The sequence below is a fragment of the Anaerotignum propionicum DSM 1682 genome (assembly GCF_001561955.1).
GTDB classification, from domain to species: domain Bacteria; phylum Bacillota; class Clostridia; order Lachnospirales; family Anaerotignaceae; genus Chakrabartyella; species Chakrabartyella propionicum.
In genome coordinates this window covers 2,093,609-2,116,921 of sequence record NZ_CP014223.1, presented here as the reverse complement: position 1 = coordinate 2,116,921, position 23,313 = coordinate 2,093,609, and the positions used below count along the sequence as shown (strand labels likewise).

24 protein-coding genes are annotated in these 23,313 nt (G+C 35.2%); 17 read left to right on the top strand and 7 right to left on the bottom strand.

The window, feature by feature from the left end:
* Positions 1–50 precede the first annotated feature (50 nt).
* Together CPRO_RS09820 and sigG are read right to left on the bottom strand one after the other, a co-directional pair.
* A complete protein-coding gene (locus tag CPRO_RS09820; RefSeq protein ID WP_066051091.1) occupies positions 51–593 on the bottom strand; it encodes a hydrolase in 543 nt (180 codons plus the stop codon).
* A 130-nt stretch (positions 594–723) separates the two neighbouring features.
* Complete coding sequence (gene sigG, locus CPRO_RS09815; protein ID WP_066051088.1) at positions 724–1,500, bottom strand: RNA polymerase sporulation sigma factor SigG; 777 nt, start codon at positions 1,498–1,500, stop codon at positions 724–726.
* Positions 1,501–2,242: 742 nt separating this feature from the next.
* Here sigG and CPRO_RS09810 point away from each other — a divergent pair.
* Positions 2,243–3,997 carry an ammonium transporter gene (locus tag CPRO_RS09810; RefSeq protein ID WP_066051085.1) on the top strand — a complete coding sequence of 585 codons (1,755 nt, stop codon included), beginning with the start codon at positions 2,243–2,245 and terminating at the stop codon, positions 3,995–3,997.
* Positions 3,998–4,300: 303 nt separating this feature from the next.
* Positions 4,301–4,609, top strand: coding sequence for a helix-turn-helix domain-containing protein (locus CPRO_RS09800; RefSeq protein ID WP_066051079.1), 309 nt, complete (start codon positions 4,301–4,303; stop codon positions 4,607–4,609).
* A 29-nt stretch (positions 4,610–4,638) separates the two neighbouring features.
* Here the strand turns inward: CPRO_RS09800 and CPRO_RS09795 are convergent, their stop codons facing one another.
* Complete coding sequence (locus CPRO_RS09795) at positions 4,639–4,890, bottom strand: sporulation initiation factor Spo0A C-terminal domain-containing protein (RefSeq protein WP_236782427.1); 252 nt, start codon at positions 4,888–4,890, stop codon at positions 4,639–4,641.
* Between the two features lie 154 nt (positions 4,891–5,044).
* Here CPRO_RS09795 and CPRO_RS09790 point away from each other — a divergent pair, with 154 nt between their 5' ends.
* Positions 5,045–5,353 carry a helix-turn-helix domain-containing protein gene (locus tag CPRO_RS09790; RefSeq protein WP_066051073.1) on the top strand — a complete coding sequence of 103 codons (309 nt, stop codon included), beginning with the start codon at positions 5,045–5,047 and terminating at the stop codon, positions 5,351–5,353.
* 60 nt (positions 5,354–5,413) lie between these two features.
* Here the strand turns inward: CPRO_RS09790 and CPRO_RS09785 are convergent, their stop codons facing one another.
* Positions 5,414–6,529, bottom strand: a complete 1,116-nt coding sequence (locus CPRO_RS09785; protein WP_066051071.1) for a copper amine oxidase N-terminal domain-containing protein — start codon at positions 6,527–6,529, stop codon at positions 5,414–5,416.
* Positions 6,530–6,728: 199 nt separating this feature from the next.
* Between CPRO_RS09785 and CPRO_RS09780 the strand changes: the two genes are divergently transcribed.
* From CPRO_RS09780 to rlmD, 4 genes are read left to right on the top strand one after another with little or no spacing between them, the layout of a single operon-like run.
* A complete protein-coding gene (locus CPRO_RS09780) occupies positions 6,729–7,673 on the top strand; it encodes a 3'-5' exoribonuclease YhaM family protein (RefSeq protein WP_066051068.1) in 945 nt (314 codons plus the stop codon).
* A 12-nt stretch (positions 7,674–7,685) separates the two neighbouring features.
* A complete protein-coding gene (locus CPRO_RS09775) occupies positions 7,686–7,988 on the top strand; it encodes a hypothetical protein (protein ID WP_066051066.1) in 303 nt (100 codons plus the stop codon).
* Positions 7,972–8,601, top strand: a complete 630-nt coding sequence (locus CPRO_RS09770) for a PD-(D/E)XK nuclease family protein (protein WP_066051063.1) — start codon at positions 7,972–7,974, stop codon at positions 8,599–8,601. Before CPRO_RS09775 ends, CPRO_RS09770 begins: the two co-directional genes overlap by 17 nt.
* Entirely contained in the window at positions 8,576–9,967 is a 1,392-nt protein-coding gene (rlmD, locus tag CPRO_RS09765) for a 23S rRNA (uracil(1939)-C(5))-methyltransferase RlmD (protein ID WP_066051060.1), read from the top strand. Before CPRO_RS09770 ends, rlmD begins: the two co-directional genes overlap by 26 nt.
* 242 nt (positions 9,968–10,209) lie before the next feature.
* Here the strand turns inward: rlmD and CPRO_RS09760 are convergent, their stop codons facing one another.
* From CPRO_RS09760 to CPRO_RS09750, 3 genes are read right to left on the bottom strand one after another with little or no spacing between them, the layout of a single operon-like run.
* Positions 10,210–10,776, bottom strand: coding sequence for an accessory gene regulator B family protein (locus tag CPRO_RS09760; protein ID WP_066051058.1), 567 nt, complete (start codon positions 10,774–10,776; stop codon positions 10,210–10,212).
* 10 nt (positions 10,777–10,786) lie between these two features.
* Positions 10,787–11,482 carry a LytR/AlgR family response regulator transcription factor gene (locus CPRO_RS09755; RefSeq protein ID WP_066051053.1) on the bottom strand — a complete coding sequence of 232 codons (696 nt, stop codon included), beginning with the start codon at positions 11,480–11,482 and terminating at the stop codon, positions 10,787–10,789.
* On the bottom strand, positions 11,479–12,801 hold the full coding sequence (locus tag CPRO_RS09750; protein ID WP_066051050.1) for a sensor histidine kinase: 1,323 nt from the start codon (positions 12,799–12,801) through the stop codon (positions 11,479–11,481). The genes CPRO_RS09755 and CPRO_RS09750 overlap by 4 nt, the downstream gene beginning before the upstream one ends.
* Positions 12,802–13,261: 460 nt before the next feature.
* Here CPRO_RS09750 and CPRO_RS09745 point away from each other — a divergent pair, with 460 nt between their 5' ends.
* From CPRO_RS09745 to ltrA, 10 genes are all read left to right on the top strand, one after another.
* Positions 13,262–14,176: a hypothetical protein gene (locus tag CPRO_RS09745; RefSeq protein WP_066051047.1), complete on the top strand. Its 915-nt coding sequence runs from the start codon at positions 13,262–13,264 to the stop codon at positions 14,174–14,176.
* A 90-nt stretch (positions 14,177–14,266) separates the two neighbouring features.
* Complete coding sequence (locus CPRO_RS09740) at positions 14,267–15,181, top strand: hypothetical protein (protein ID WP_066051043.1); 915 nt, start codon at positions 14,267–14,269, stop codon at positions 15,179–15,181.
* 49 nt (positions 15,182–15,230) lie between these two features.
* Positions 15,231–16,148, top strand: coding sequence for a hypothetical protein (locus CPRO_RS09735; protein WP_066051038.1), 918 nt, complete (start codon positions 15,231–15,233; stop codon positions 16,146–16,148).
* Between the two features lie 220 nt (positions 16,149–16,368).
* Positions 16,369–17,085, top strand: a complete 717-nt coding sequence (locus tag CPRO_RS09730) for an SMI1/KNR4 family protein (RefSeq protein WP_066051035.1) — start codon at positions 16,369–16,371, stop codon at positions 17,083–17,085.
* Positions 17,086–17,274: 189 nt separating this feature from the next.
* On the top strand, positions 17,275–17,433 hold the full coding sequence (locus CPRO_RS15370; RefSeq protein WP_157881665.1) for a hypothetical protein: 159 nt from the start codon (positions 17,275–17,277) through the stop codon (positions 17,431–17,433).
* Between the two features lie 58 nt (positions 17,434–17,491).
* Positions 17,492–18,172: a hypothetical protein gene (locus tag CPRO_RS09725; RefSeq protein WP_066051032.1), complete on the top strand. Its 681-nt coding sequence runs from the start codon at positions 17,492–17,494 to the stop codon at positions 18,170–18,172.
* Between the two features lie 310 nt (positions 18,173–18,482).
* Complete coding sequence (locus CPRO_RS09720; RefSeq protein WP_082754315.1) at positions 18,483–18,722, top strand: S-layer homology domain-containing protein; 240 nt, start codon at positions 18,483–18,485, stop codon at positions 18,720–18,722.
* A gap of 120 nt (positions 18,723–18,842) precedes the next feature.
* Positions 18,843–19,250, top strand: a complete 408-nt coding sequence (locus CPRO_RS09715) for a hypothetical protein (RefSeq protein WP_066051024.1) — start codon at positions 18,843–18,845, stop codon at positions 19,248–19,250.
* A gap of 87 nt (positions 19,251–19,337) precedes the next feature.
* Positions 19,338–20,624: an RNA-binding domain-containing protein gene (locus CPRO_RS09710; RefSeq protein WP_066051020.1), complete on the top strand. Its 1,287-nt coding sequence runs from the start codon at positions 19,338–19,340 to the stop codon at positions 20,622–20,624.
* Between the two features lie 993 nt (positions 20,625–21,617).
* Positions 21,618–22,916, top strand: coding sequence for a group II intron reverse transcriptase/maturase (gene ltrA, locus CPRO_RS09705; protein WP_066050611.1), 1,299 nt, complete (start codon positions 21,618–21,620; stop codon positions 22,914–22,916).
* The last annotated feature ends 397 nt before the right edge of the window (positions 22,917–23,313 follow it).

The following is a 23,313-nucleotide window of genomic DNA, read 5'->3' as shown; positions in this document are numbered from 1 at the left end:
AAATGAGCGGCACAGGCCATTGCCCGGCCGCTATATTTTTGCCAAAGCTTTTATTTTACTAATTTGGAAATTACTTTAAAGTGGGGGGATTTAGCTCCGCCGGTTAATTCAAAAAGGGCAGCCTCACATGTTGTTAAAATGGCACCTTCTGCCTTCATTCTTTCCAACCCAATTTCTTTGTCATATGGATTTCTGGAACCAACGCAATCCGCAACAACAAAAACCCGATAGCCATCGTCTAAAAGGTCGAGCACTGTTTGCAAAACACAAATATGTGCTTCCACACCACAAATCAAAATGGTTTTCTTTTGCTGAGCTTTTACCCAATTTGCAATTTCTTCACATTCAAAACAGCTAAAGGTATGTTTTTCCATATACTGTAAAGACTCTATGGCACCACTGAATTCGGGAACAGTTTCGCCTAATCCCTTGGTGTATTGCTGGGATACCGCAAAGGGCACTCCAATTTCAGTCAAACCCTGTGCCAACATCACTGCTTTTTTTACTATTTCTGCATTCTGGTTGATAACAGGTACCAATTTTTCCTGAAAATCAATAAACAGTGCCGCTGTATCTTCTGCATAAATTCTCATCTGCAATTTCCTCCTAAAATCAATGTTATGTGTAAAAGCGAATGCAGACGGAATCATTCAAAAATGATACCTTAGGACATTACGCTTTTTACCTACATTTTACATGATATTAAAAGGGTTGTCCATTGAATTACACATATTTTTGCATATGCTTTAATGCGCTTTTTTCCAAGCGGCTTACTTGAGCTTGGCTGATTCCGATTTCCGTACTAACCTCTGTTTGTGTTTTTCCTTCAAAGAAGCGCAGGGAAACAATTCTCTTTTCTCGGTCAGAAAGATGATGCATTGCTTCACTTAACGAAAGGTTTTCCAGCCATAGCTTATCTCCATTTTTTTCATCACTCACTTGATCCATTACAAACAAGGTGTCGCCACCGTCATGATAAACTGGTTCGTATAATGAAACGGGATCCTGGATTGCATCCATGGCAGTGACAACACTTTCTCTTGAAATTCCCATTTCCCTTGCGATTTCTTCTATTGTAGGCTCTTTTTCACGTTCAGCCATGAGGCGTTCCTTTGCCTGTAATGCTTTATATGCAGTATCCCTTAAAGAGCGACTTACCCGAATGGAATTATTATCCCGAAGGTATCGTCTGATTTCACCAATAATCATTGGACAACAATAGGTTGAGGGCATTACTTGCATATTGATATCAAAATTGTCGATCGCCTTAATTAATCCGACCACACCAACTTGAAATAAATCATCCATATTTTCGTTTCTGTTTTCAAATCTTTTTATGATACTTAAAACCAATCTGAGATTTCCTTCAATTAATTTTTCTCTGGCAGACTCATCGCCTTCTTTAAATTTAATAAAAAGCTCTCGTGCCTCAGCACCACTTAAAGTTGGTAAATTTGAAGTGTTAATACCACTGATTTCTACTTTTCCATAATAACCCATTATGCCAACTCCTATCAAGCAATTTGGCAACAAAAATGGCGAACCATTTCAGTTGAAGATAATAAAAATCTCCCCCTGAATGTAGTAATTTATACCTTGCAAATATCGTCATTTTCTTTTCGGTTTTATTGTGAAATTAAGAATTATGAGGTTTTGGGGTTTTTCGAAATATATTTCATGGTCTGTTCTTAATTTAAAGCCAGATATATGAATAAGGCATATAGGTTTTCTGGGAATGAGGGGTGAGGGAAGTACTGACAGTCATTAATTTTTAAATCGTAGAGTACACTTTAATAAATTTATGTATGGAAATGATAGAAAATAAACTGGATTATATTTCACTCGTGGGCGGCTCGTTTTTTTAATACAATTCAATATTACATTGTGCAAATAATGCACAATGTATACATATTTTTGCAGATTTGTTGACAGATTCAAAGACAAAAGTGCGCTGTAGGAAATATGTTTTAAGAATACTACTTTATTTTTGAAAATTAACAAGTAACCTTTGTTAAAAAGCGCTAAAAAATAAAAAAAGAAATTAGTTATAAAATTAATAAAAATTAGTTTATTGTGCACAAATAATGTAACTATATTTTATATAAATACAACAAAAATGTTTTAAAATAGTATTGACAATATTTTTTTAAGGTGGTAAACTGCGTTAAGTAAAGGCAAAGGTGCTGGGTCATATTCTCCCGGCGCCTTTTTTTGTTGTCTAATTTAAAAGGGGGTAGTGTATATGGATGCGATAGGGTTATTTGAACAGGCGTCGTCCGATCTATTTGGTGTTTGGTTTTTGATGGGCGCGGTATTGGTATTTTTTATGCAAGCTGGGTTTGCCATGGTTGAAACAGGATTTACCAGAGCAAAAAATGCCGGTAACATTATTATGAAAAATCTTATGGATTTTTGTATCGGTACTGTGGTGTTTTTGCTCATTGGGTTTAATCTCATGATGGCAGAGGATACCCTATTTGGGTTTGTTGGAATTCCAAATTTGAATCTTTTTACTGATTTTGCGAATTTCCCTTGGTCCTCCTTCGTTTTTAACTTGGTTTTTTGTGCAACAGCCGCCACCATTGTTTCCGGTGCAATGGCAGAGAGAACAAAGTTTAACGCTTACCTGATTTACAGCGGGATAATCAGCTGTCTGATTTATCCCATCGAGGCAGGCTGGATATGGAACAGCAACGGATGGTTATTCAAGATGGGTTTTATTGATTTTGCTGGCTCATCGGCAATTCACATGGTTGGTGGTATTACAGCTCTCATCGGTGCTAAATTATTAGGCCCACGTATTGGAAAATACACAAAAGGGAAAGATGGGAAAACAGTTGTACACGCAATCCCTGGGCACTCTTTGACATTAGGTGCGTTGGGTGTATTCATTTTATGGTTTGGTTGGTATGGATTTAATGGTGCTGCTGCAACTCAGGTTGGGCAGTTGGCACAAATCTTTGGTACGACTACAATTGCAGCAGGATTTGCAACGGTGACAACAATGATTTTCACTTGGCTGAAGAATGGGAAGCCTGATGTTTCTATGACATTAAACGGTTCCTTGGCAGGGTTAGTGGCAATCACTGCTCCTTGTGCAAACGTTGATGCTTTCGGTGCAATTATAATAGGCATTGTGGCTGGTTTCTTAGTTGTTTTGGCTGTTGAATATATTGATATTAAGTTACATATTGATGATCCCGTTGGTGCTGTTGCAGTGCATGGTGCAAATGGCCTTTGGGGAACGTTAGCCGTTGGTCTATTTAATATTTATGAGAGCGATGGTATTACAAAAGGGTTATTCTACGGTGGTGGTGTTGAGCAGCTTATGAAGCAGTTTATTGGCGTTCTGGCAATTGGTGCTTGGACGGCTATTACCATGTATATTGTCTTTACAGTAATAAAGAAAACAAACGGCCTTAGAGTAACACCCGCTGAGGAAATTGAAGGGCTTGATGTAAGTGAGCATGGTCTTGCAAGTAGTTATGCAGATTTTATGCCGGTTACCAATTCCTATGGCGGTTTAGTCGGCAGTGCGCCGTCTAACGAGTTGATTGAGGAAAAAGTTTCGGTATCTTCGGTATCTATGGATGAAGCGGTTCCTGTGGAATATAACTTCCCTGGCAATTCTCTTGTGAAACCGAAAATTACAAAGGTTACGATTATCACACGTCAGAGCAAGTTTGACGAATTAAAGAGTGCCATGAATGCAATTGAAGTAACAGGCATGACTGTCATTCAGGTTGTTGGTTGTGGGTTACAGAAGGGCAGCAGTCAATACTACCGTGGTGTACCTGTTGAGATCAATCTTTTACCCAAGATTCAGGTGGAGATTGTTGTTACAAAGGTACCTGTAGAGCGGGTTATTGAAGCGGCGAAGAAAGCGCTTTACACTGGCAACATTGGCGACGGTAAAATCTTTATCTACAATGTTGAGGATGTTATCAAAATCAGAACCGGAGAGACTGGTTACGACGCAATGCAGGGTGAAGAGTAAAAGGCTAAAGACCAAGACCCTGGGCTTTGCAAAAGGAATTAAGACCTTGGGCTTTGCCCAAACCCACTTGCTTTTTGAAAAAAGCAAGACCAAAAACTTTTATGAAACCCGCATAGATATGCGGGTTTCAATTGGTTATGGGATATACGTGTTGGCTGTTATCATATATCTGTTATTATGGCTGTTTATTGCTCACTTATTGTCACTATATAATTTAATTCCTCATTTCTCAGGATACAGATAGTACAATTCCCTAAAATTAGGGATGGTGTGGTGTATAATTACATCACAGGTGGTGATATTATGAACGAAAACTTTTTTAGCAGGCGGATCTCACAGTTACGGACTGCAAAAGGGGTTTCTGCAAGAGATATGAGCTTATCTTTAGGGCAAAGTGAAAGCTATATCAATAAGATAGAGAATGGGAAAGCCTTTTTGTCTATGCAAGCATTTTTCTATATTTGTGAATATTTCGGCATTGCTCCCAAGGATTTTTTCGATGAGGAAATAAGCAATCCCATTTTAATCCATGAGGTATTGAAGGACTTAAATATGCTGGATGACAAACAAATCGGAAACATTCATGAGATTGTAAAGGCTTTAAAAAAGTAAGGCAAGTACATGGAAAAATCTATAGGGTGTCAATAAAGTCCATGACACCCTATAGATTTTTTATTTTTTTCTTGGTATTTAAATTTGTGAGAAATTGCTTCAATAAACTCATCTACCGTAGGAACTTCCCCGTGATATGTAATGCTTTTTTGTAAAACCATTTCACTTAGTGTTTTGTCCTTTTTTTTATAAGAATTCTCGATAGCATCCTGCATTTCTTTCTTCACTTCAGTTACAGATATTCCGTCCTCTTTTGCAATTCTTTGATAGATACGTTTCATATTCAAGTGAAATCTCTCCTTCTTAAATATTTAATATTGTATTTAAACAATTTTACAACATTTAATATTGTAAGTCAATTATAATAAGATTTTAAAAATTGTACATAGTATAAAATTAAAAGGTACAATGTTGTATATAAGGAGATGATGAGATATGTATGATAGGTTTATTTCAGAAAGAATATCAAAACTACGAATAGCAAAAAAGGTTTCTGCCCGTGACATGAGCTTGACCATTGGGCAAAACGAAAATTACATTAATCATATAGAAAATGGCAAATCTATGCCTTCTATGCAGGTGTTTTTCTATATTTGCGAGTATTTCAATATTACCCCAAAAGATTTTTTTGACGAAGAAACCAATAACCCCTCATTACTGAATGCCGTTTTGAAAGACTTGAATGCGTTAACCGAACATCAAATTTTAAATATACATGAAATTGTGAAAGGACTAAAAAAATGAAGCAAGTGGTTAATACCACATGCTTCATTTTTATTTGGACAATTTCAGTCATTCTGATTTTTAGTGCTTCAATGTTACTGTTTTTGCTTCTGAATTCCATGAAACGTGAGTGCCGTCAACTTCCATAATCTTCATCCAATCCCTTAGAGATACGAATAGACGACCATCTTGAATTTCAGCGGCTGTAGCAAGATCAACTGTTGCGCTATCTTTTGTCAAAGTCTTTTGATTTGCAACAAGAGTAAAGAGTTTATTGTTATAAGAAATTTGTGCTGTTTTTGTGGTTGCATCCCATTTGATATCAACGTTGGGGTCAGAGAGAACCAATAAAGCCCGTAATGGCAGCATGGTGTAACCGTTGGTGATATAGGGTACAGCATCTGAAGTATAGGCAGTTTCGCCATTCTTTTTGATTTCTTTGTTACCAATTGTAATCAAATAAGTATTTTCCGTAACTTCTTCTGTAGGCTTTTCTTCAGGATTCTCCGTGGGCTTTTCTGGAGTTTTTGCTTCAGCTTTCGATAAAGTTACAATTTCTTCATCTTTGTCGCGGGTTTCTTTATAATCGAAGGTAATGCTTTTGGGATCAACCCCGCTTTTTGTGACAACAAAAACTGCATCATCATTTAGGTCATCGGGGAAAGTAAGTTTTGCATCATCTTTTACGGTAACCGCAACTTTATTTGCTTTTAAGTCATAAATATAAATTGCATGTCTGGGAGAATCCACATTAATTTCGGCTTTGCTATCGATAGATAATACGCCGCTGTTTACATAAATTCCACTGGCACCTGCACTTTCAATATTGATTTCCAATTTTCCTTTCCCATCAATAATCAAATCACCCTCACTGTAAACGCCGTTGCAGTGATAAGAATTGGTGGTGATTTTATTATTTTTTCCTTCTAAATAAAGGGTACTGTCTTTGGGGAGTAAAATAGCTGAACTTTTTTCACGGACACCTGTTTTTACCACACCTTGAAAATTGTTCAGTGTTAGAATTTTATCACTGGCGTCCCAAGTCCAATTATCCCCTTGCTGGTCAGCTTTCACCTCTCTGAAATCCATCATCATAAGACTGATTTCTGTTTCTGCATCTGCCGCTAAAGCGGTAACAGGAGCAAAGCCCATTACTGTGCAACAGCATAAAAGAATAGAAATAATTTTTTTCTTCATTTTGAAACCTCCTTTTGATATATTTTAGCATGTTGTGTAAAAAAGTGAAGGAAAAAAACTTTTTTTATTCTGACGAGTAAATTTTGGAAAAGTTCCCAGAAGATTAAAATTGAGTGTGTTTCTTGTAGCATCAACATTTTATATGGTGTATAATAAAGTTTAATGAGAATTTGAAAAGGAAAAGAAGTGGAGGATTTACATGAGATATATCAATGAATTAAGGGAAGGCGAAAGCATTGTGGAGCACTATTTGTGCAAAAGCAGACAAAGCCTGAAATCAAAAAACGGGAAAACCTATTTATCCCTTAAGCTACAGGATAAGACGGGTATGGTAGATGCTAAGGTTTGGGATATGAATAAGGATATTCAAAGCTTTGCGGAAAATGATTTTATTAAAATAGACGGTTCTGTTACTGTTTTTAATAATGATTTGCAGATTAATATAAAAAGAATCAGACGTAGCATGGAGGGGGAATATGACCCTGTGGATTTTATTCCATCTACGGATAAAAATATTGATGAAATGTTCCAGCAGCTTTTGGATTATATTAAAACCATCGAAAGTCCTTACATCAAGGAAATGCTAGAGGAAATCTTTTTGCGCCATCCTTTGATTAGTAAAGAATTTAAGTTTCATTCTGCCGCAAAAAGTATGCATCATAGCTTCCGTGGCGGCCTGGTGGAACATACATTGTCTGTTACTCAAATTTGCGATTTTATGTCAGGGAGATATCAATTTGTAAATCGAGATATTTTGATTGCATCTGCTATGCTTCATGATGCGGCAAAAATTATGGAATTGTCAGATTTCCCGGAAAATGATTATACCGATGATGGTCAGCTTTTGGGGCACATTTTCTTGGGTGCCGAATTGATTAAGGATACAGCGGCAAAAATTAACGGCTTTCCTAAACAGTTGGAATCTTTGTTGAAGCATTGCATCCTCTCGCACCATGGAGAATTGGAATATGGCTCTCCTAAGGTGCCTGAAACAATTGAGGCATTTATTTTGCATTGTGCCGATAATATGGATGCAAAAACAAAGATGATTGAAGAAATGCTGGCGGCGGATAATACCCAAGGGAATTGGGCAGGCTTCAATCGGATGCTGCAAAGAAATATCCGACGTTCGGATTATAAATAAGAGGAAAAAACGATGGAGAGAAAAACGATTTCAGCCCACGAAATCAATAAATATTCTTATTGCCCTTATCAATGGTACTATGAAAAGCTGTATGGCAGAAAGGAATTGCGTCGCCTATATCAGGAGCGAAACGAGGCTCTGGCATTGGGGGATGGTATGAACGCTAACTTTACAAAGGGGCTGGAATTTCATAAACGAAATTATGCAGAGCTTCGCTTGAGAAATTTGGCGTGGAAAATAGCGGTTCTGCTTTTAATCCTAGGTGCAGTGATTTACTATTTGATGCAAAGTGGTGTAGATGTTGGATTTTATTAAGAGCTTAGAGTGGGCAGATTTATTTTTGATGATAGCAGTTCTGATTTTATTGGTACTGTTTTTGTTCCGTGGCCGTGGTTGGTCCATAAAAAAGCTTCCCTCATCTAATCGTATGGGGGGATACGCTTTATTTTATGCCGACCAAAAGCAAAACGGAAAAAATGAAGAAAATTTCGGCAAGTTATTGCATTCTGCTGAATATGAGTTGCAGGGTAAGCCGGATTATATTTATAAAAAAAGGTTAGGGAAGGGATTAGTCCCTGTGGAGCTGAAAAGCGGCAAAATTGGGGACGATCCTCTGCCCCATAGAGGAGATTTGCTGCAACTTGCGGCGTACTTTTTGATTATAGAAGATGTTTATGGGGTTCGACCTAAGTTTGGTAGATTGGTATATAGTGACTATATGTTTGTTGTAAAAAATATTAAGAGCTTGCGTAAAGAAGTTTTGAATACAACGAAAGAGATGCGGGAAATGCTGATTTATGGTGTAGGTAAAGCCAACCCAAGCTTTGTAACTTGCCGTTATTGTGTATGTAACGGCACAGTTTGTGAATATTCAGGGACAGAAATTATTGGAGGAAAAGGAAATGAGTCTTCCTGTAGAGAAGAATGAAATATATGAAATGACCATTGATGCATTGGGTAGCAATGGAGAGGGTATCGGTAGAATTGATGGTTTTACCATTTTTGTAGAAGGGGCGTTACCCGAGGAAAGAATTAAGGTACTCATTCTAAAAATAAAAAAAAGCTATGGATATGGAAAATTGGTAGAAATTCTTTTAGAATCCCCATATCGCGTGGAACCTTCCTGTCCCGTAGCAAAGACTTGCGGAGGGTGTCAGTTGCAACACTTATCTTATGAAGGGCAACTAGAATATAAGGCAAAAAAGGTAAAAGATGATTTGGAACGCATCGGGGGATTGAAAGATATTGGGGATGTGCCTATTTTAGGAATGGAAAATCCTTGGAGATATCGAAATAAGGCTCAATTTCCAGTAGGAATGAGAAAAACTGGCGCAACTGAAATTGGTTTTTATGCAAAACGTAGCCATCGGATTGTAGATTCGTCGGTATGCTTCTTGCAGGATATTGTAAATGATGAAATAATTTCCGTGGTTCGAGAATTCATGGATGAATTTAAAATATCAGCTTATGATGAAGAGAAGCATAAGGGTCTGGTGCGCCATATTTTGACCAGAGTGGGAAAAAATAGTGGCGAAATCATGATTTGTATTGTACTAAATGGGAAGAAGCTTCCATATAGTGAGGTTTTGGTGGAACGGTTAAGAAAAATTGATGGTGTTGTCTCTATTGTGATTAATGTCAATAAGCAACAAACCAATGTAATTCTGGGTGAGAAAGTGATTACCCTCTGGGGAAAAAGTTCTATAGAAGATACCTTGGGTGATATTTCTTTTGAAATTTCTCCATTATCTTTTTATCAAGTAAACCCAACACAAACTGAGGTTTTATATAATAAGGCTGTTGAGATGGCAAACCTGAATGGCGAAGAGACAGTTTTGGATTTGTATTGTGGAATTGGTACAATATCTCTATTTTTTGCAAAAAAGGCGAAGAAAGTTTTCGGCGTGGAGATTGTGCCAGAGGCGATTGTTGATGCAAGAAAAAATGCAGAACGAAATGGTATTCAAAATGTATCTTTTGAGGTTGGTGCAGCGGAGGTCATAATCCCTAAATTATTTCATGAAAAGGGGATTACTGCTGATGTCATTGTGGTGGATCCACCAAGAAAAGGCTGTGATGAGATTCTTTTAAACACCATTGCATCTATTAAACCGAAGAAATTAATTTATGTTTCTTGTAACCCTGCAACGCTGGCGAGAGATGTATCGATACTAACGGAAAAAGGGTTTAAGGTGGAGGATGTTCAAGCGGTGGATCAGTTCCCAATGACGACCCACGTTGAAGCGATAATAATGATGACGTATTGTGGTGACAAGACGAAAAAAGAGGATTGAACCACAAGATGTTGTGGTTTTGGAGCGATTTTTGAGCGAAAAAACAGGCAAATATGTCATCTGTTTGAGGGCGGAAAATAAGCAAAAATATAGATGACATATCAAAAAAGAGGAGAATTTCATGGTATTAAGGCTAAGTGGTAGGTCAACTGATGATCTGCAACTTAGCCTTTTTATGTACCTTAAAATTAATATTAATCTATAACAAGATCTACTATGAAAGCGTAAAATCATTTACATTCCTATTTATATAGTGCCGAAAATTTCCCCATCATCGCAAGAAGGCAAACGGAGAAGAGAGATACCGTTGCCATACCAGCCACTTTTTCTGAGAAATATTCATATGCAATACATGTGAGTATTATTTCAATTATAATAATGACCAATGCTCTCATTCTCATTTGTGACATTCTGTTTTCTGAAACAGGATGATTGGGGTGAACCACTGGGGCAATTTTATATACAATAAAAAAACTAACTATTAATATGATTCCCATTAATGCTGGGATTTCAACTAAGGGATATGAAAAAATACATAAATAAGATAATAAAATAGATGACAACATGCATTTCAAATGAGAGGATGCATGCATTCCCCCTAGATGAATCCGCAGAGGTGTAAAAAATAGCATCCATAGAATCATTTCAAATGTTTTGTGAAACATCAATGCTGTTAAGATTAACAAAATATCTGAGAATAACTCATTAAGCATGCACTCTGCGCCATATGTATATATTTCATGGTCATCTGAATTTGCTCCATTTTCCACGAGCCAGTCAGCCCAAGTATTTGCAATTTTAAGTATCATGATTGCCTCCTCATAAAATAGTGTCTAAAAAAGCCTTTCTTACATGTTCAAGGTAAGTATTGCTAATGGGTAGCGTTGCGCCATTAGAAAGAAATATTTCATTCTTCACAATTTTCTCTACATGGTTCAAATTTACTAAAATTGAACGATGACACTGGGTGAAGTGATAAGGAAGATGACTGATCATATCTGCCACTTTTGCTTTATGAGAATAGGTTGTCTCCAATGTATAGATATCTATGTAATGGTTTGCGCTGGAGAAATAAAAAATCTGATGATACGGAATTTTTATTGTCTGATTGTTATTTTGAATAATATAGTTTTTTTGTTTAGTCAATTGATAGACCATATTCATGCATTTTTTGATGTCTTGTTCTTGTACAGGTTTCAGTAGATAGTGCAGAGCTTGAACATCATACCCCTGAAAAACATATTCTTTATAGCTCGTCAAGAATACGATGGAACCTTGATATTCGTTTTTACGCAGACTTTGAGCCAAAGATAATCCGTCCATTGTTTCGTCTAATTGAATATCTAAAAAAGCCACGTCATACAGATTAAAATCAGTTTTCAAAAAGTCAGATGCACTTTTAAAATGCACCAAAGAAAGCGTGCAATTCAGTTGTTTCGCCCAATGGTTTAAGGTTTTATCTAACTGCTCCGCATATATAAGTTCATCTTCAACAACAGCAATGTAAATATTCATTTCTCTTCCTCCTCACGTTGAAAGGGGATCATGATAGTAGCTGCAAAAGAACTGTTTTCAGGCTCATAATTGAAAAAACCACCGTAATTCTCAACAATTTTATTGATGTTATGAAAACCATATCCATGTTCAGGTTGTTTTTTCGTGCTGATAAGTTTTTTATTGTCAAAAAGGTAAATGCCATTCGAACTATTAACTACTTTAAAATAAAGCATGCCTTTATGTATCTTAATTGTGATATTGATATAAGGTGGTTGTTGTTGGTTTGGTTTATTGCAAGCCTCTATGGCATTATCCAATAAATTTCCTAAGACAATACATAAGTCTGTTTGTGGTATGGAAAGCTTTTCAGGTAAAAAAATAGCTTGTTCCACAGCAATGCCGTGGGATTTTGCTATAAGGATTTTACTAGAGAGTATTGCATCTAAAGTAAGATTTCCTGTTGAAACCATAGAAGTTAAATTTGTAAAATCAGAGTTAAACTGCGCCAAATATGTATTTAACTCAGAATATTGCTGGTTTTCTAAAAGCATTTGCATAGCCTGTGTGTGATGATGATAGTCGTGTTTCCATTGACGTAGTGTTTTCATAGAAGCCTGAATATTTTCTAAGTGATTTTCCAGAAGGCTTGCTTCTCGCAGTTGCAATCTAAGGGCAGAATTTTTATGGAAATAATCACCTAATACTTCGAATAAAAATACACATCCTAACAAAACAGATAAATATACAACGCCGATAAAGCCAAGCTTAGTAGTTATTTGGTTTCCAGGAATAGATAGAGATAGTTCAATAAGCATATCAGATGCAACAATACCAAGAGATAATAGTATAAATAATACAATTTGTAATACTCGCGGTAATAAAATTGCTTTTTTACAGGAAAGTTCAATTATAGTAAAGTAAAAAACAGAACAAACCACCAGATAAATCAAAGTCATTTGAATGCGGATAGTTGATGGAACTGTCAGTGTATTTAAATCATAGTTTGTAAAAAAAGATACCATAGAAAAAACAACTGTGTTTGAAAGAATTCCAATGACAGATGCGGAGCACCCCCAAAAAAACCGAGAACTATAATTAGATTCAAAACAAACAGTTGAAAAGATAATGTCGGCTACCAAAAGCAAGAAGATTACAATATTTGTGTGTTGGACTGCAACGTTTAAAATTGTAGTAAAAATAATTAAAAGAAAAAAACCAAGATAAAGTCTTACGACTTTATCTTTTTTATATCCAAGTGCCTTTGTTAGTAAATAGCAAAACATACCTTCTTCAAGAAGGTTAATGAATAATTCCCATCCAATCCATAAAATTGACATAAGTATCCCCCGTAAGATGTTTTTAAAACTTTCCAAATACATCATAGCATGACAAAAATAGACATACAATCATAAAAAAACTTATTTCACGACCTAAAAAGCCTATTTCACGACCTACCACTAGAAATTGGTAAATTATGTTGTTATTATACTTCGTGAAAGGGGGTCAAGTGTAAAGGTAAAATTAACGATGTATTTAGATTTGATTGGGAGGGATAAAATGATAAATTTTAAAGAATTTTTGAGAAGTAACAGTGTTAAATTGTCGGCACATTTGCTCTGCACTTCGGCATCCTTTTTTGCGATCATGATGTGCCACGGAAGACTGTATGAACCAAAGGTACCAGAAAGATTAAAGAAGTAAAGAAGAGTATGATGGGGTTAATTAATGTTTTTAAGTACGTGAATACTTAAGGAATCTGCTATTTTTAAAAGAGAGTACAAAGAAAGGATGATTATTTTGAAGAATAAATTTATATCAATATTTTTAGCAGTAGTTCTACTTTTAAGTAATTTTGTAACACCGGTGTTTGCAGCGGATGGTGTGAAAGGAAATGTATCAGAAAGAAGTATTCAACAACAATTATCTAATAAATATACGGATGCAATATATGGAGATAGCTGGCAGAGAAAATATACAATCACTCTTCTGGATGAGCAAACAAACAAAAAAAGTGTCTTTGTAATTCCTGCAATAAATAATGGGAAAATAGATAAAAATGTTTTTGAGTCGAATTTACCTAAAAATCTAAAATTAGTTGACTTTCAGGTGGTCGATAATACTAATTTTGTAAATAATAACAATATTAGGTTGTTTGCTGTTGAAACACTTTATGACATTGGTTGTTTAACTTTATCTTTAGCAGAATTTGCAGTGAATCCAACTTTTTGGAATGGATTTAATGTAGTTTTGGATGGCGCTGCAGTTGTTCTGCCTTTTGTTCCATCTGTAACTGGCGTAACCCGAATGATTAAGAATAGTGACAAACTCGCTGATGCGATGAAGTGGGGCGTTGCGAGATATGATGATTTGCGAGACGCAAAAAGTGGTATATCAAGGTTTAAAAACTATGAAGCACACCATATTATAGAGAAAAGGTTTGCAAAAGTATTTGGTGTTAGCGAAAATTCGATGTTTGCAATTACTATCCATAAAAATGATCATAGATTAATTACAAATAAAATGGCAGAGATGATACCTTATCGGTCAGACTATTCTAGGTTATCAGAAAGTTATGTAAAAGATAAAATGATTAAGGGATATAATGAATTGTATCAGGAAACAGGAGATGATTTATATAAATTTTTAAGTAGGTTTGTTGAAGAGAGTGATCAAATTAGTACAAGCAAGCGTGTAAAAATAAAAGTTCCTTAAATAAATATAATAATCTGGTTTTTAAATGATAATTAGTATAAAATGTAGAGTATTAATACTCTGCATTTTATACTTGAAGGGGGAATATCTGTGAAAGTATTATTTTTAGGTTTCCTTAAGCTGAAATTTGACTCCAATAAATATATAAGCTTTAAAAATTATATTGAATTTAAAGAAAAAGTTGATAATATATTTGAGGTAAATAATATTGAATTAGAAAAAATTCCTCAAAAACCTACTTTGGATGATAGCTATGCTTTTTATGATTTTATATTAGAATACCAAAGTGAAAAATATTACGAATTCATGAGCATAATGGAAGAATTTAAACTAAATGATCAAGTTCATTTTAGATTAGAATTTAAATTTACAAATAAAGAGATGGAGCAGGCACCTTTGCTTTCTATGGCAACACATTATGATTTTTATGCAACAAATATTAAATTTCCAAGTGAGTTTGGGACAAAATATGATAAGGTTTTCGTTTGTCCAAAATGTGGATCAATAATTTATAAACAAATATCTGAACTATATTGGAACACGGCACAAATGAAGAAAAAATTATTTCTAGAGATTCCTGCTGATTTTTATAGTGGAAGCCATGCAATTATAATTACTGAAAGACTTGCAAATATATTTAAAGAGCAAGGTTTTACCGGATATTCCCTAGAACCGGTGATACATGTGGGTAAAAAGGATAAAGAAATAAAGTGCTTTCAAATGATAATTAATCATACGATGCCTCCATTTTCAGAAAAAATGCCTTATATCATTGATGAAGATGATTGTTTGTTTTGCAGCAAAAAGGGGCGAATTAAGTTTCCACCATATTATGATGAAGCCTCTTTGAATTATTATGAAGATTTCAATCTATCCTACGAAGTAAGTTGGGGAAAAAAGAGTCGACAATCTTTGTTATTAGTTAGTCAACGGGTAAAACGACTGTTTGATACTTTAAAAATAAAGCCTGTTTATGAACCTGTAGTGATTGTGAAAGAGGAATAGCTTTAAAGAAAAACTATCCCCAAAATGTCTTAGAAAGCGGAGATTTAGTATGAAGGTATTATATTTAGGTTCTCTTATGCTTGATTATGAACAAAATAAATTCAAGAGCTTTAAAAATTATATTGAATTTAAAGAAAAAGTTGATTATATATTTGAGGAATATAATGTCGAATTAGAAAAAACTCCTGAAAAGCCTACTTTGGAGGATAGCTATCTTTTCTATAATTTTACATTAGAATATGAAAGTAATACATTTAGAACATTTATGGCAATAATAGAAGATATACAACTAAAAGATAGTATCACTTTTCAATTAGAAATTAATTATACCAAAAAAGAGATGGAGCAGGCACCTTTACTTTCCATGGCAACATATTATAATTTTTACGCAACAAACGTTAAATTTCCAAGTGAATTTGGGACGGAATATGAAAAAGCACTTGTTTGTTCCAAATGTGGATCAATTGTGTATAAGCAAATATCTAATTTATATTGGAATACAGCACAAATGAAGAAAAAGCTGTTACTAGAGATACCTGCTAATTTTTATAGTGGAAGCCATGCAATTATAATTACAGAAAGACTTGCAAATATATTTAAAGAGCAAGGATTTACTGGATATTCCTTAGAACCGGTTATACATGTGGGGAAAAAAGATAAAGAAATAAAATGTTTTCAAATGATAATTAATCATACTATGCCTCCACTTTCAGAAAAAATGCCTTATATTATTGATGAAGATGATTGTTTGGTTTGTACTAAAAAGGGAAGAATTAAGTTTTTTCCACTATATTATGATGAAGCATCTTTGAGTCATTATGAAGATTTCAATCTTTCACATGAAGAAAATATTGGTAAGAAGAGTAGGCAATCTTTGGTATTGGTAAGTCAACGAGTAAAACACCTGTTTGATACTTTAAAAATAAAGCCTGTTTATAAACCTGTAGTGATTGTGAAAGAAGAATAGCACTTGTACTTAAGTAATTTCAAAATGTTTCCTGTGATTTGTTGACCTCCAATTGATACGTGATAAAGCAATCAGTTTGGAGGTTTAATTTAGGAAATAAATTATTTCGGATAATTAAAAAATCTATTATTGTTGAAATGCAAGCATTCTGTAATTCAACTTAGTTATATGCTTATGTAGGATTTTTCTATATAAGATTATAGAAGAGTATGAGGTTGATTTGGGGCTGAAAATGAGTATTGAATATGTACATGAAATCATAAATAAAATTAAAAATAAAAAATTATACTTAGAAGGGGGGATGGAGGAGAATGAAACACCTACTTCTATTGCCACAGAAGAAATGATAAAAGAGGCAGAAGATTATTGCAAAATAAAACTACCTGAAAGCTTTAGAACATTTCTGAAAGAATTTTCTAATGGCAATATATATATGTATGGAGTTGAGCCAATGGTAGGTGTAGGTTTAGAACATATTATGTGTTCTTTAATGAATTGTGGCAATTCTTTGGGCTTGCTCAGCATTAAAGATTTTGATAAAGAGTGTTATATAGTTCCGCAAGATAAACTTGTAAAGATTAATCAATTAGTCCCATTTACTTTTGGAAATGCAGACCAATTATCATTAGACCATTGGGTTTTTATATGTGATAGAGAATATCCCAATAATGAATATCCTGTGGGCTATATTACCCAGAGCTCTCACAACATTGTATATGCTTTGGAAAGCTTTGAAAAATGGCTTGAAATATTCTGGGAGGGGAATAAAGATATTGATGGAGAGTATCAAGCTGTAATTAGTATACTCTTTCCTGATTATCGTAGTTTGATAGATTTGTTGGATGCCAGAACAAAAGAAGAACTTATTTCAATATATCCGCAGATTATAGAAAAGAATAAAGATAATTTAATAAAATACGGCGTATATCAAAAGTGATATTATGTGATGGTGTTTTGATGTCTCTCGTTCTGGGTGTACCCGTTTCTAAATAGTATATATTGTTAATTATGCTCTATACTTTTGCATACCCAAGGTTTTTAAGCCAGTTTGATATTAGGGATAGAAAAGCTTCCGTTGGATAAACGGAACTTTTCTATCCTTTTTTAAGGATAGACGGGGGTAAATATGAAAAAGAGATTAATAAAGTTAGATATGGTATTTGTTATTTTGTTTTGTTCAAATTGCAGTTTGGTACAAGCGGAGCCGTTATCAACAGAAACAATACAAACTTCTCCTACAGAAAATAGAGTTATTTTAAATACCGAGGGGAGTATCACTGAGTAAAAATGTAGTTGATTATGCAATTAACAACAAAAACTACTTTAAACTAAGGGGTGTTGCAATGCTCATTGATTTTGATGTTGAGTGGGATGCCGGAACAAGAGCAATAAAGCTAGATTTGTCAGGTAAATATAATAATTCAACGGATCAAGTGGATAAGGTTTTAAAAAAAGCAACCGCTGTTCCTATTAAGCAAAATATTATTGTGAATGAGGTAAAGCTTACTCTATCTGGATATAACATTAACGGTTATCATTATTTTTCTGTAAGAGATATAGCTGAGATTGCGGACTTTGAATGTACTTGGGATAAAGATAAAAACACAATGTCCTTACATAAGGTTTTAAAGGGAAACATTAGTCAAGAGGATATAAACAATCTAAATGAATTGGCAAAAGAGTATATTGATGATAGACGAAAACAAATAGTCATTAATGATAATGATATCAGGTATGTTGCAAAATCTAAGAACTACGATGAGATTGAAAGTTATTTTAAAAATAATATAAACCGTGATTTTAATATAAATGATTTTGTTGTTGAAGAATATTCTCCGTTAGGAGATGTAGTGATAGATACAACTGACACAGGAAACAACGTGATACAGTTGCCGCTCAATATGCTGGATATCCGATATTATGTTGGTGAGTATCGTTCCTCCTATGGTTACCATGTTACTGTAATACATGGATATGCAAAATTAATTGATTATCTGGATGAATGGAATAATGATTTACATTAAGATAATATTAAGTTTCCCACAATATCTGACGAAGAACTTAAACAAAAGGCAGCAGCTTATCATCCGGGAAATAAGATTACTGACTATAATATTGACGTTCATTTGATATGAAGACGTTAAGTTTTGAGGCATATGTTAGTGTTAATTTTATTACAAAGGACGGGTATTATGTGTCAGAGGGACATAAGTTTACGCTGTAGATCTTTCATGCAAATATTATGCAGATTGTATTCTGGAAGTAAAATAGTATTATGAGAAAATCAATAGATTAGAATAATCAGTAACACTTTTCAACCGTAGCTCAATTGTTATGTACCAAAGAGCAATGGGAATTACGAAGCTTGTAGGAAGTGATGAAAACAGAAACCAAAGTTACACCGATTACAGCCAAGTAAGTGATTGGGCAAAAACAAATGTTAAGAATGTATTAGCGGCTCATGTATTTAATGGCACAACAGCAACAATGATATCGCCTAAAGCGAATTTGACTTATGCAGAAGCAGAGGCTGTAAGAAATTTGTTAATTGAGTCAAAATTAATTAGTGAGTAGAAGGTTGTGCTAGTTAAAAAGTATTCATAGTATTAAGGCTAAGATGTAGATCGAGTAATGATCTGCAACTTAGCCTTTTTGTATACCATAAAAATGATATTATTTATAAGGAGGATCACTATGGACAATGAAAATTTGATTATCATTCCATCGCTATCTAGTTTTGAAAATACCCTTGGAATATATGATAGAAAAATTAAAGGAGCAGTATTTATCCCAAATAAATCTAAGTATATCAACTTGTATTCTCTACAATCAGCACTGAGGCAATTAATATTTCTAGATTTGTTTGGCTGGGTTACAAATGAAAAAGGATTCCAAAGAGGGAACCATAGAATAAAGAAACTGTTTGACCTTTATAATAAGAAAGAGATAGATATGGCAATCTGTTATTCGAAAGAAGTTTTATTAAAATATGAATTCAGTTTAGAAGATTCAAGAAAATCTATTAAAAAGAGTGGAATTCCCATTTATTGTATTAAGGATTGTATTCTTATAAAAGAAGGTGAGATGATTTCTTTGTCATAAACTGTAAAATGCTTCTCCTTGCTTTCTATCAATTGTTGTGATAGCATAGTGTTATAAGTGATAGAAACTGATAGAAGGAGTGGAGTTATGAAGCTATATGAAAGTGAAACGGTTGAATTGAAAGAAATCTATACCTCTGATTTAAAGAAAGAGATTGTTGCCTTTGCGAATACATATGGTGGGACAATCTATATTGGCGTACAGGATAGTGGACATATCATTGGTGTTGATAATGCTGATTTTGTAATGCAACAAATCTCCAACTCCATAAGAGATAGTGTCAGACCTGATGTTTCCATGTTTGTTAACATTGGATTGTTACAAGAAGATAAGAAGTTTTTTATTAAAGTGACCGTAAGCCAAGGCACAAAAAAGCCTTATTACCTATCAGATAAAGGACTGAAACCAACAGGTGTATATGTTAGAAGTGGAACAACATCTGCCCCAGCATCTGAAGATGCTATCCGTATGATGATAAAAATGGCAGATGGCGATTCATTTGAGGAAAATCGTTCTCTAGTTCAGGAGCTGACTTTTAATAAATTAGAAGAGGAATTGCAAAAAAGAGACTTAGAATTTACAGAAGTTCAAATGAAGAATTTAGGTATTCTTTCTCCTGATGATATTTATACAAATATGGGGTTGCTTGTTTCAGATCAATGCAAACACTCAATCAAATTTGCAGTTTTCCAAGGAATAGATAAGTTAGTGTTTAGGGATAGAAAAGAGTTTACCGGTTCCCTATTTACTCAGCTTACAGATGCCTATAGAACCATTGACTTTTATAATGGTACAAAAGCGACCTTCCATGATTTGTTTCGTACAGATGAGAGAGATTATCCGGAAGATGCAGTTCGTGAAGCATTGCTGAATGCTATCGTGCATAGGGATTATTCATTTAGTGGCAGCACATTTATAAACCTCTATTCCGACCGTTTAGAGATGATATCTTTAGGCGGATTGGTATCTGGGTTATCATTAGAGGCAGCTATGCTGGGAGCATCACAACCCAGAAATGAAAAACTGGCAGCTCTATTTTATAGAATGAAGCTAATTGAGGCATATGGAACAGGTATTAGCAAAATCATTAGTTGCTACAAGGGGTTAACAGTACAGCCTAAGTTTGAAAATGTAGAAGGGGCATTTAGAGTAGTTCTACCTAATATACATGCCAAAGTATTAAGTGCAGAAGAACAAAAGTACTTACCGGTACTCAGATTGTTTGAAAAGCAAAAAGAAATCACTCGTTCTGATGTTGAAGAAGCCTTGGGCAGTGGTACGACTCACGCAATTAATATTCTTAAAGAAATGTTAGATAAGGATTTAATTCGTAAGGTTGGAAATGGCAGATTGACGAGATATGTGCAGAAGTAAAACAAATTTCACGTACATACTCTAATTATGCAAACTAAAAGAAGCGCATGTATAAACAGATAAATGCATTTCTAACTGATTTATGTTGATAAGGAAAAAATATGAACGGACAAAATAGATCTGATGTTAAAATTGAAGAGGAGTTTTTATATCTGCCATTGGTGCTGGTGGTGGAAAGGGTTCTATTTTTAATTTAGCTTGGGAGCAGAAAGTGAACTAACTGAAATGGTTGCAAACAGTGTAAGAAGAATGGGACTATAATTTGAATAACTCAACCTACCCTTGAAGCGATAAAACAGATGACATAATAAATATGCAAAATAAAATTTTTTATTCATCAATTGAACAATAATATGCGAAATATTTGGATAAATATGCATAAAATCCAGTTGATCTGTTCCCTATTACGAGTCACGTTGAAGCGATAATAATGATGACGTATTGTGGTACTAAGGCTAAAAATGGGGTTTAAACCACAAGATGTTGGTGCGCCCAGCCAAGGGTGTGATATTTAACGGGTGGAAACCCCGTCCGATAAGGTGAAGCCCCACCATCGGTAGCAAGCCTAGAGTATGTTTCTGGTAACAGGGCATGCAAAGCAAAGGGAGTTAGGTAGCAGGGTCAAAAGGCAGTTTAGCTTCGAAATTTGTGGATGGTTCAGAGTGCCGACGCCGTCAACATAGCGGAAGGCAACACGCAGATATTCGTCAAAGGGTTAGATATCTGAGGCTCTGCGGAGTTAGAAGTCAGCCATGCTATACAATGATGTCACATCAACTGGGGAGAGCCTGCCGTGTCCACACTATGTGTGTATGAGTGGTATGCAGACAGAGATGGCTGCAGAAGCATGACAGGCAGTCGGATGGCCTGATAGTACCAATGAAGGTGGTAATGCCACTGGAGGGAAGCGGAGAGTAGGTTGTTCCTCGCAACCTTGCCATACAAGTTCATATCAAAGAGGAAACATTAGCTACACACTGAGGTAGGAAACTGATGGAAACGAAATTGGAGAGAATATCACAGTTATCAAGAGAAAATCCGGATATGGTGTTCACGTCTATAGGACATCTGATAGACAAGGAACTGCTTAGGCAGTGCCATACGGACATGGATGGAAAGAAAGCTGTTGGCATCGACGGAGTTACAAAGGAGATGTACGGAGCGAATCTTGAAGAAAACCTGGATAAACTTGTGGAAAGTCTGAGACGGAAATCCTATAAGCCACAGCCTGCAAGGCGGGTGGAAATACCAAAGGACAACGGCAAGACGAGACCACTCAGTATCTACTGCTACAGGGATAAGTTAGTGCAGGAGGCGTTGAAAAGAGTACTCGAGGCTGTTTTCGAACCTCACTTCTACGATGAAATGATGGGCTTTCGCCCAAAACGTAGATGTCACATGGCAATTAAGAAATTAAATGTGATGATTGAGATGTGTTACACGAATTATATCCTTGATGCAGATATTAAAGGGTTCTTTGACCATTTAGACCATGAATGGATAGTTAAGTTCGTAGAATCAAGAGTCAAAGACCCTAACATCATTAGGCTGGTTAGAAGAATGCTGAAGGCAGGAATCATGAAGGATTTTCAGTATGAGGAGTCCGAAGAGGGTAGTGGACAGGGTTCTATTTGTTCACCTATACTCGCAAACATCTACATGCACTATGTACTTGTATGGTGGTTCAAGGAGAGGATACAGCCGAACATGAAGGGTTTCTGCGGATTAGTGGTGTATGCAGACGACTTTGTAGTCTGTTTTCAATACAAGCACGAAGCAGAAGAGTTCTACACGAGACTAAAACACAGGATGGGGCACTTTGGACTGGAGCTTGAGGAAAGTAAGAGCAGGCTGATTAAATTTGGGCGTTTCGCCGAAGCAGATTGCAAGCGAGAAGGAACAAAGCCAGAAACTTTTACCTTTCTCGGTTTCACACACTACTGTTCCAAAGGTAGGAACGGAAAGTTCAGAGTGAAGAGGAGAACCAGCAGGAAGAAATTCAGAAAGAAATGCAAAGAGATAAACCAACTTCTAAAGGGAGAACTTAGATTTCTACCAGTGAAGGAAATCATAAAGAAGCTGAACCAAATACTTGTTGGTTATTACCATTACTACGGGATTACTGATAACGGACCAAGCCTTGACAGATTTAGATTCAAAGTGATAGATATGTTGTTCTATTGGCTTAATCGAAGAAGTCATAGGGAAAGCTATACGTGGAAAGGACTTGAAGAGATGCTCAAAGTGTTCCCGATAGCCTATGGCAAGGTCTATGTCAATGTCTATGGATAACTGTTGAACAATTAGACTTGTAAAGAGCCGTATGCGGAAAAGCCGCACGTACGGTTCTGTGAGGGGTGCGTCTAGTAATGGGCGCGTCTACCTCGACTGGTTTTGAAGCGGTTTTTGGGCTTAAAAATAGGCGAAAAAGTGCCGTTTTTGAGCCTTAAAATATGGTGGAAATATAGATGACATAGGGCGTTTTTACAAAATAGAGGGATATAAGAGGTTAAGTCTGGGTCATAAAATTGACACTTCGGCTTAACCTTTTTTAATATATATGGAAATATTATGCAGATGCATGTATAATAAAGTAAAAAAGGTATAAGAAACAATGGATTCAATTTTTGCACATTTAAAACCATATTGCTGATATAAGTTTAACTTAAGCAGTCTGGATTTACAAACT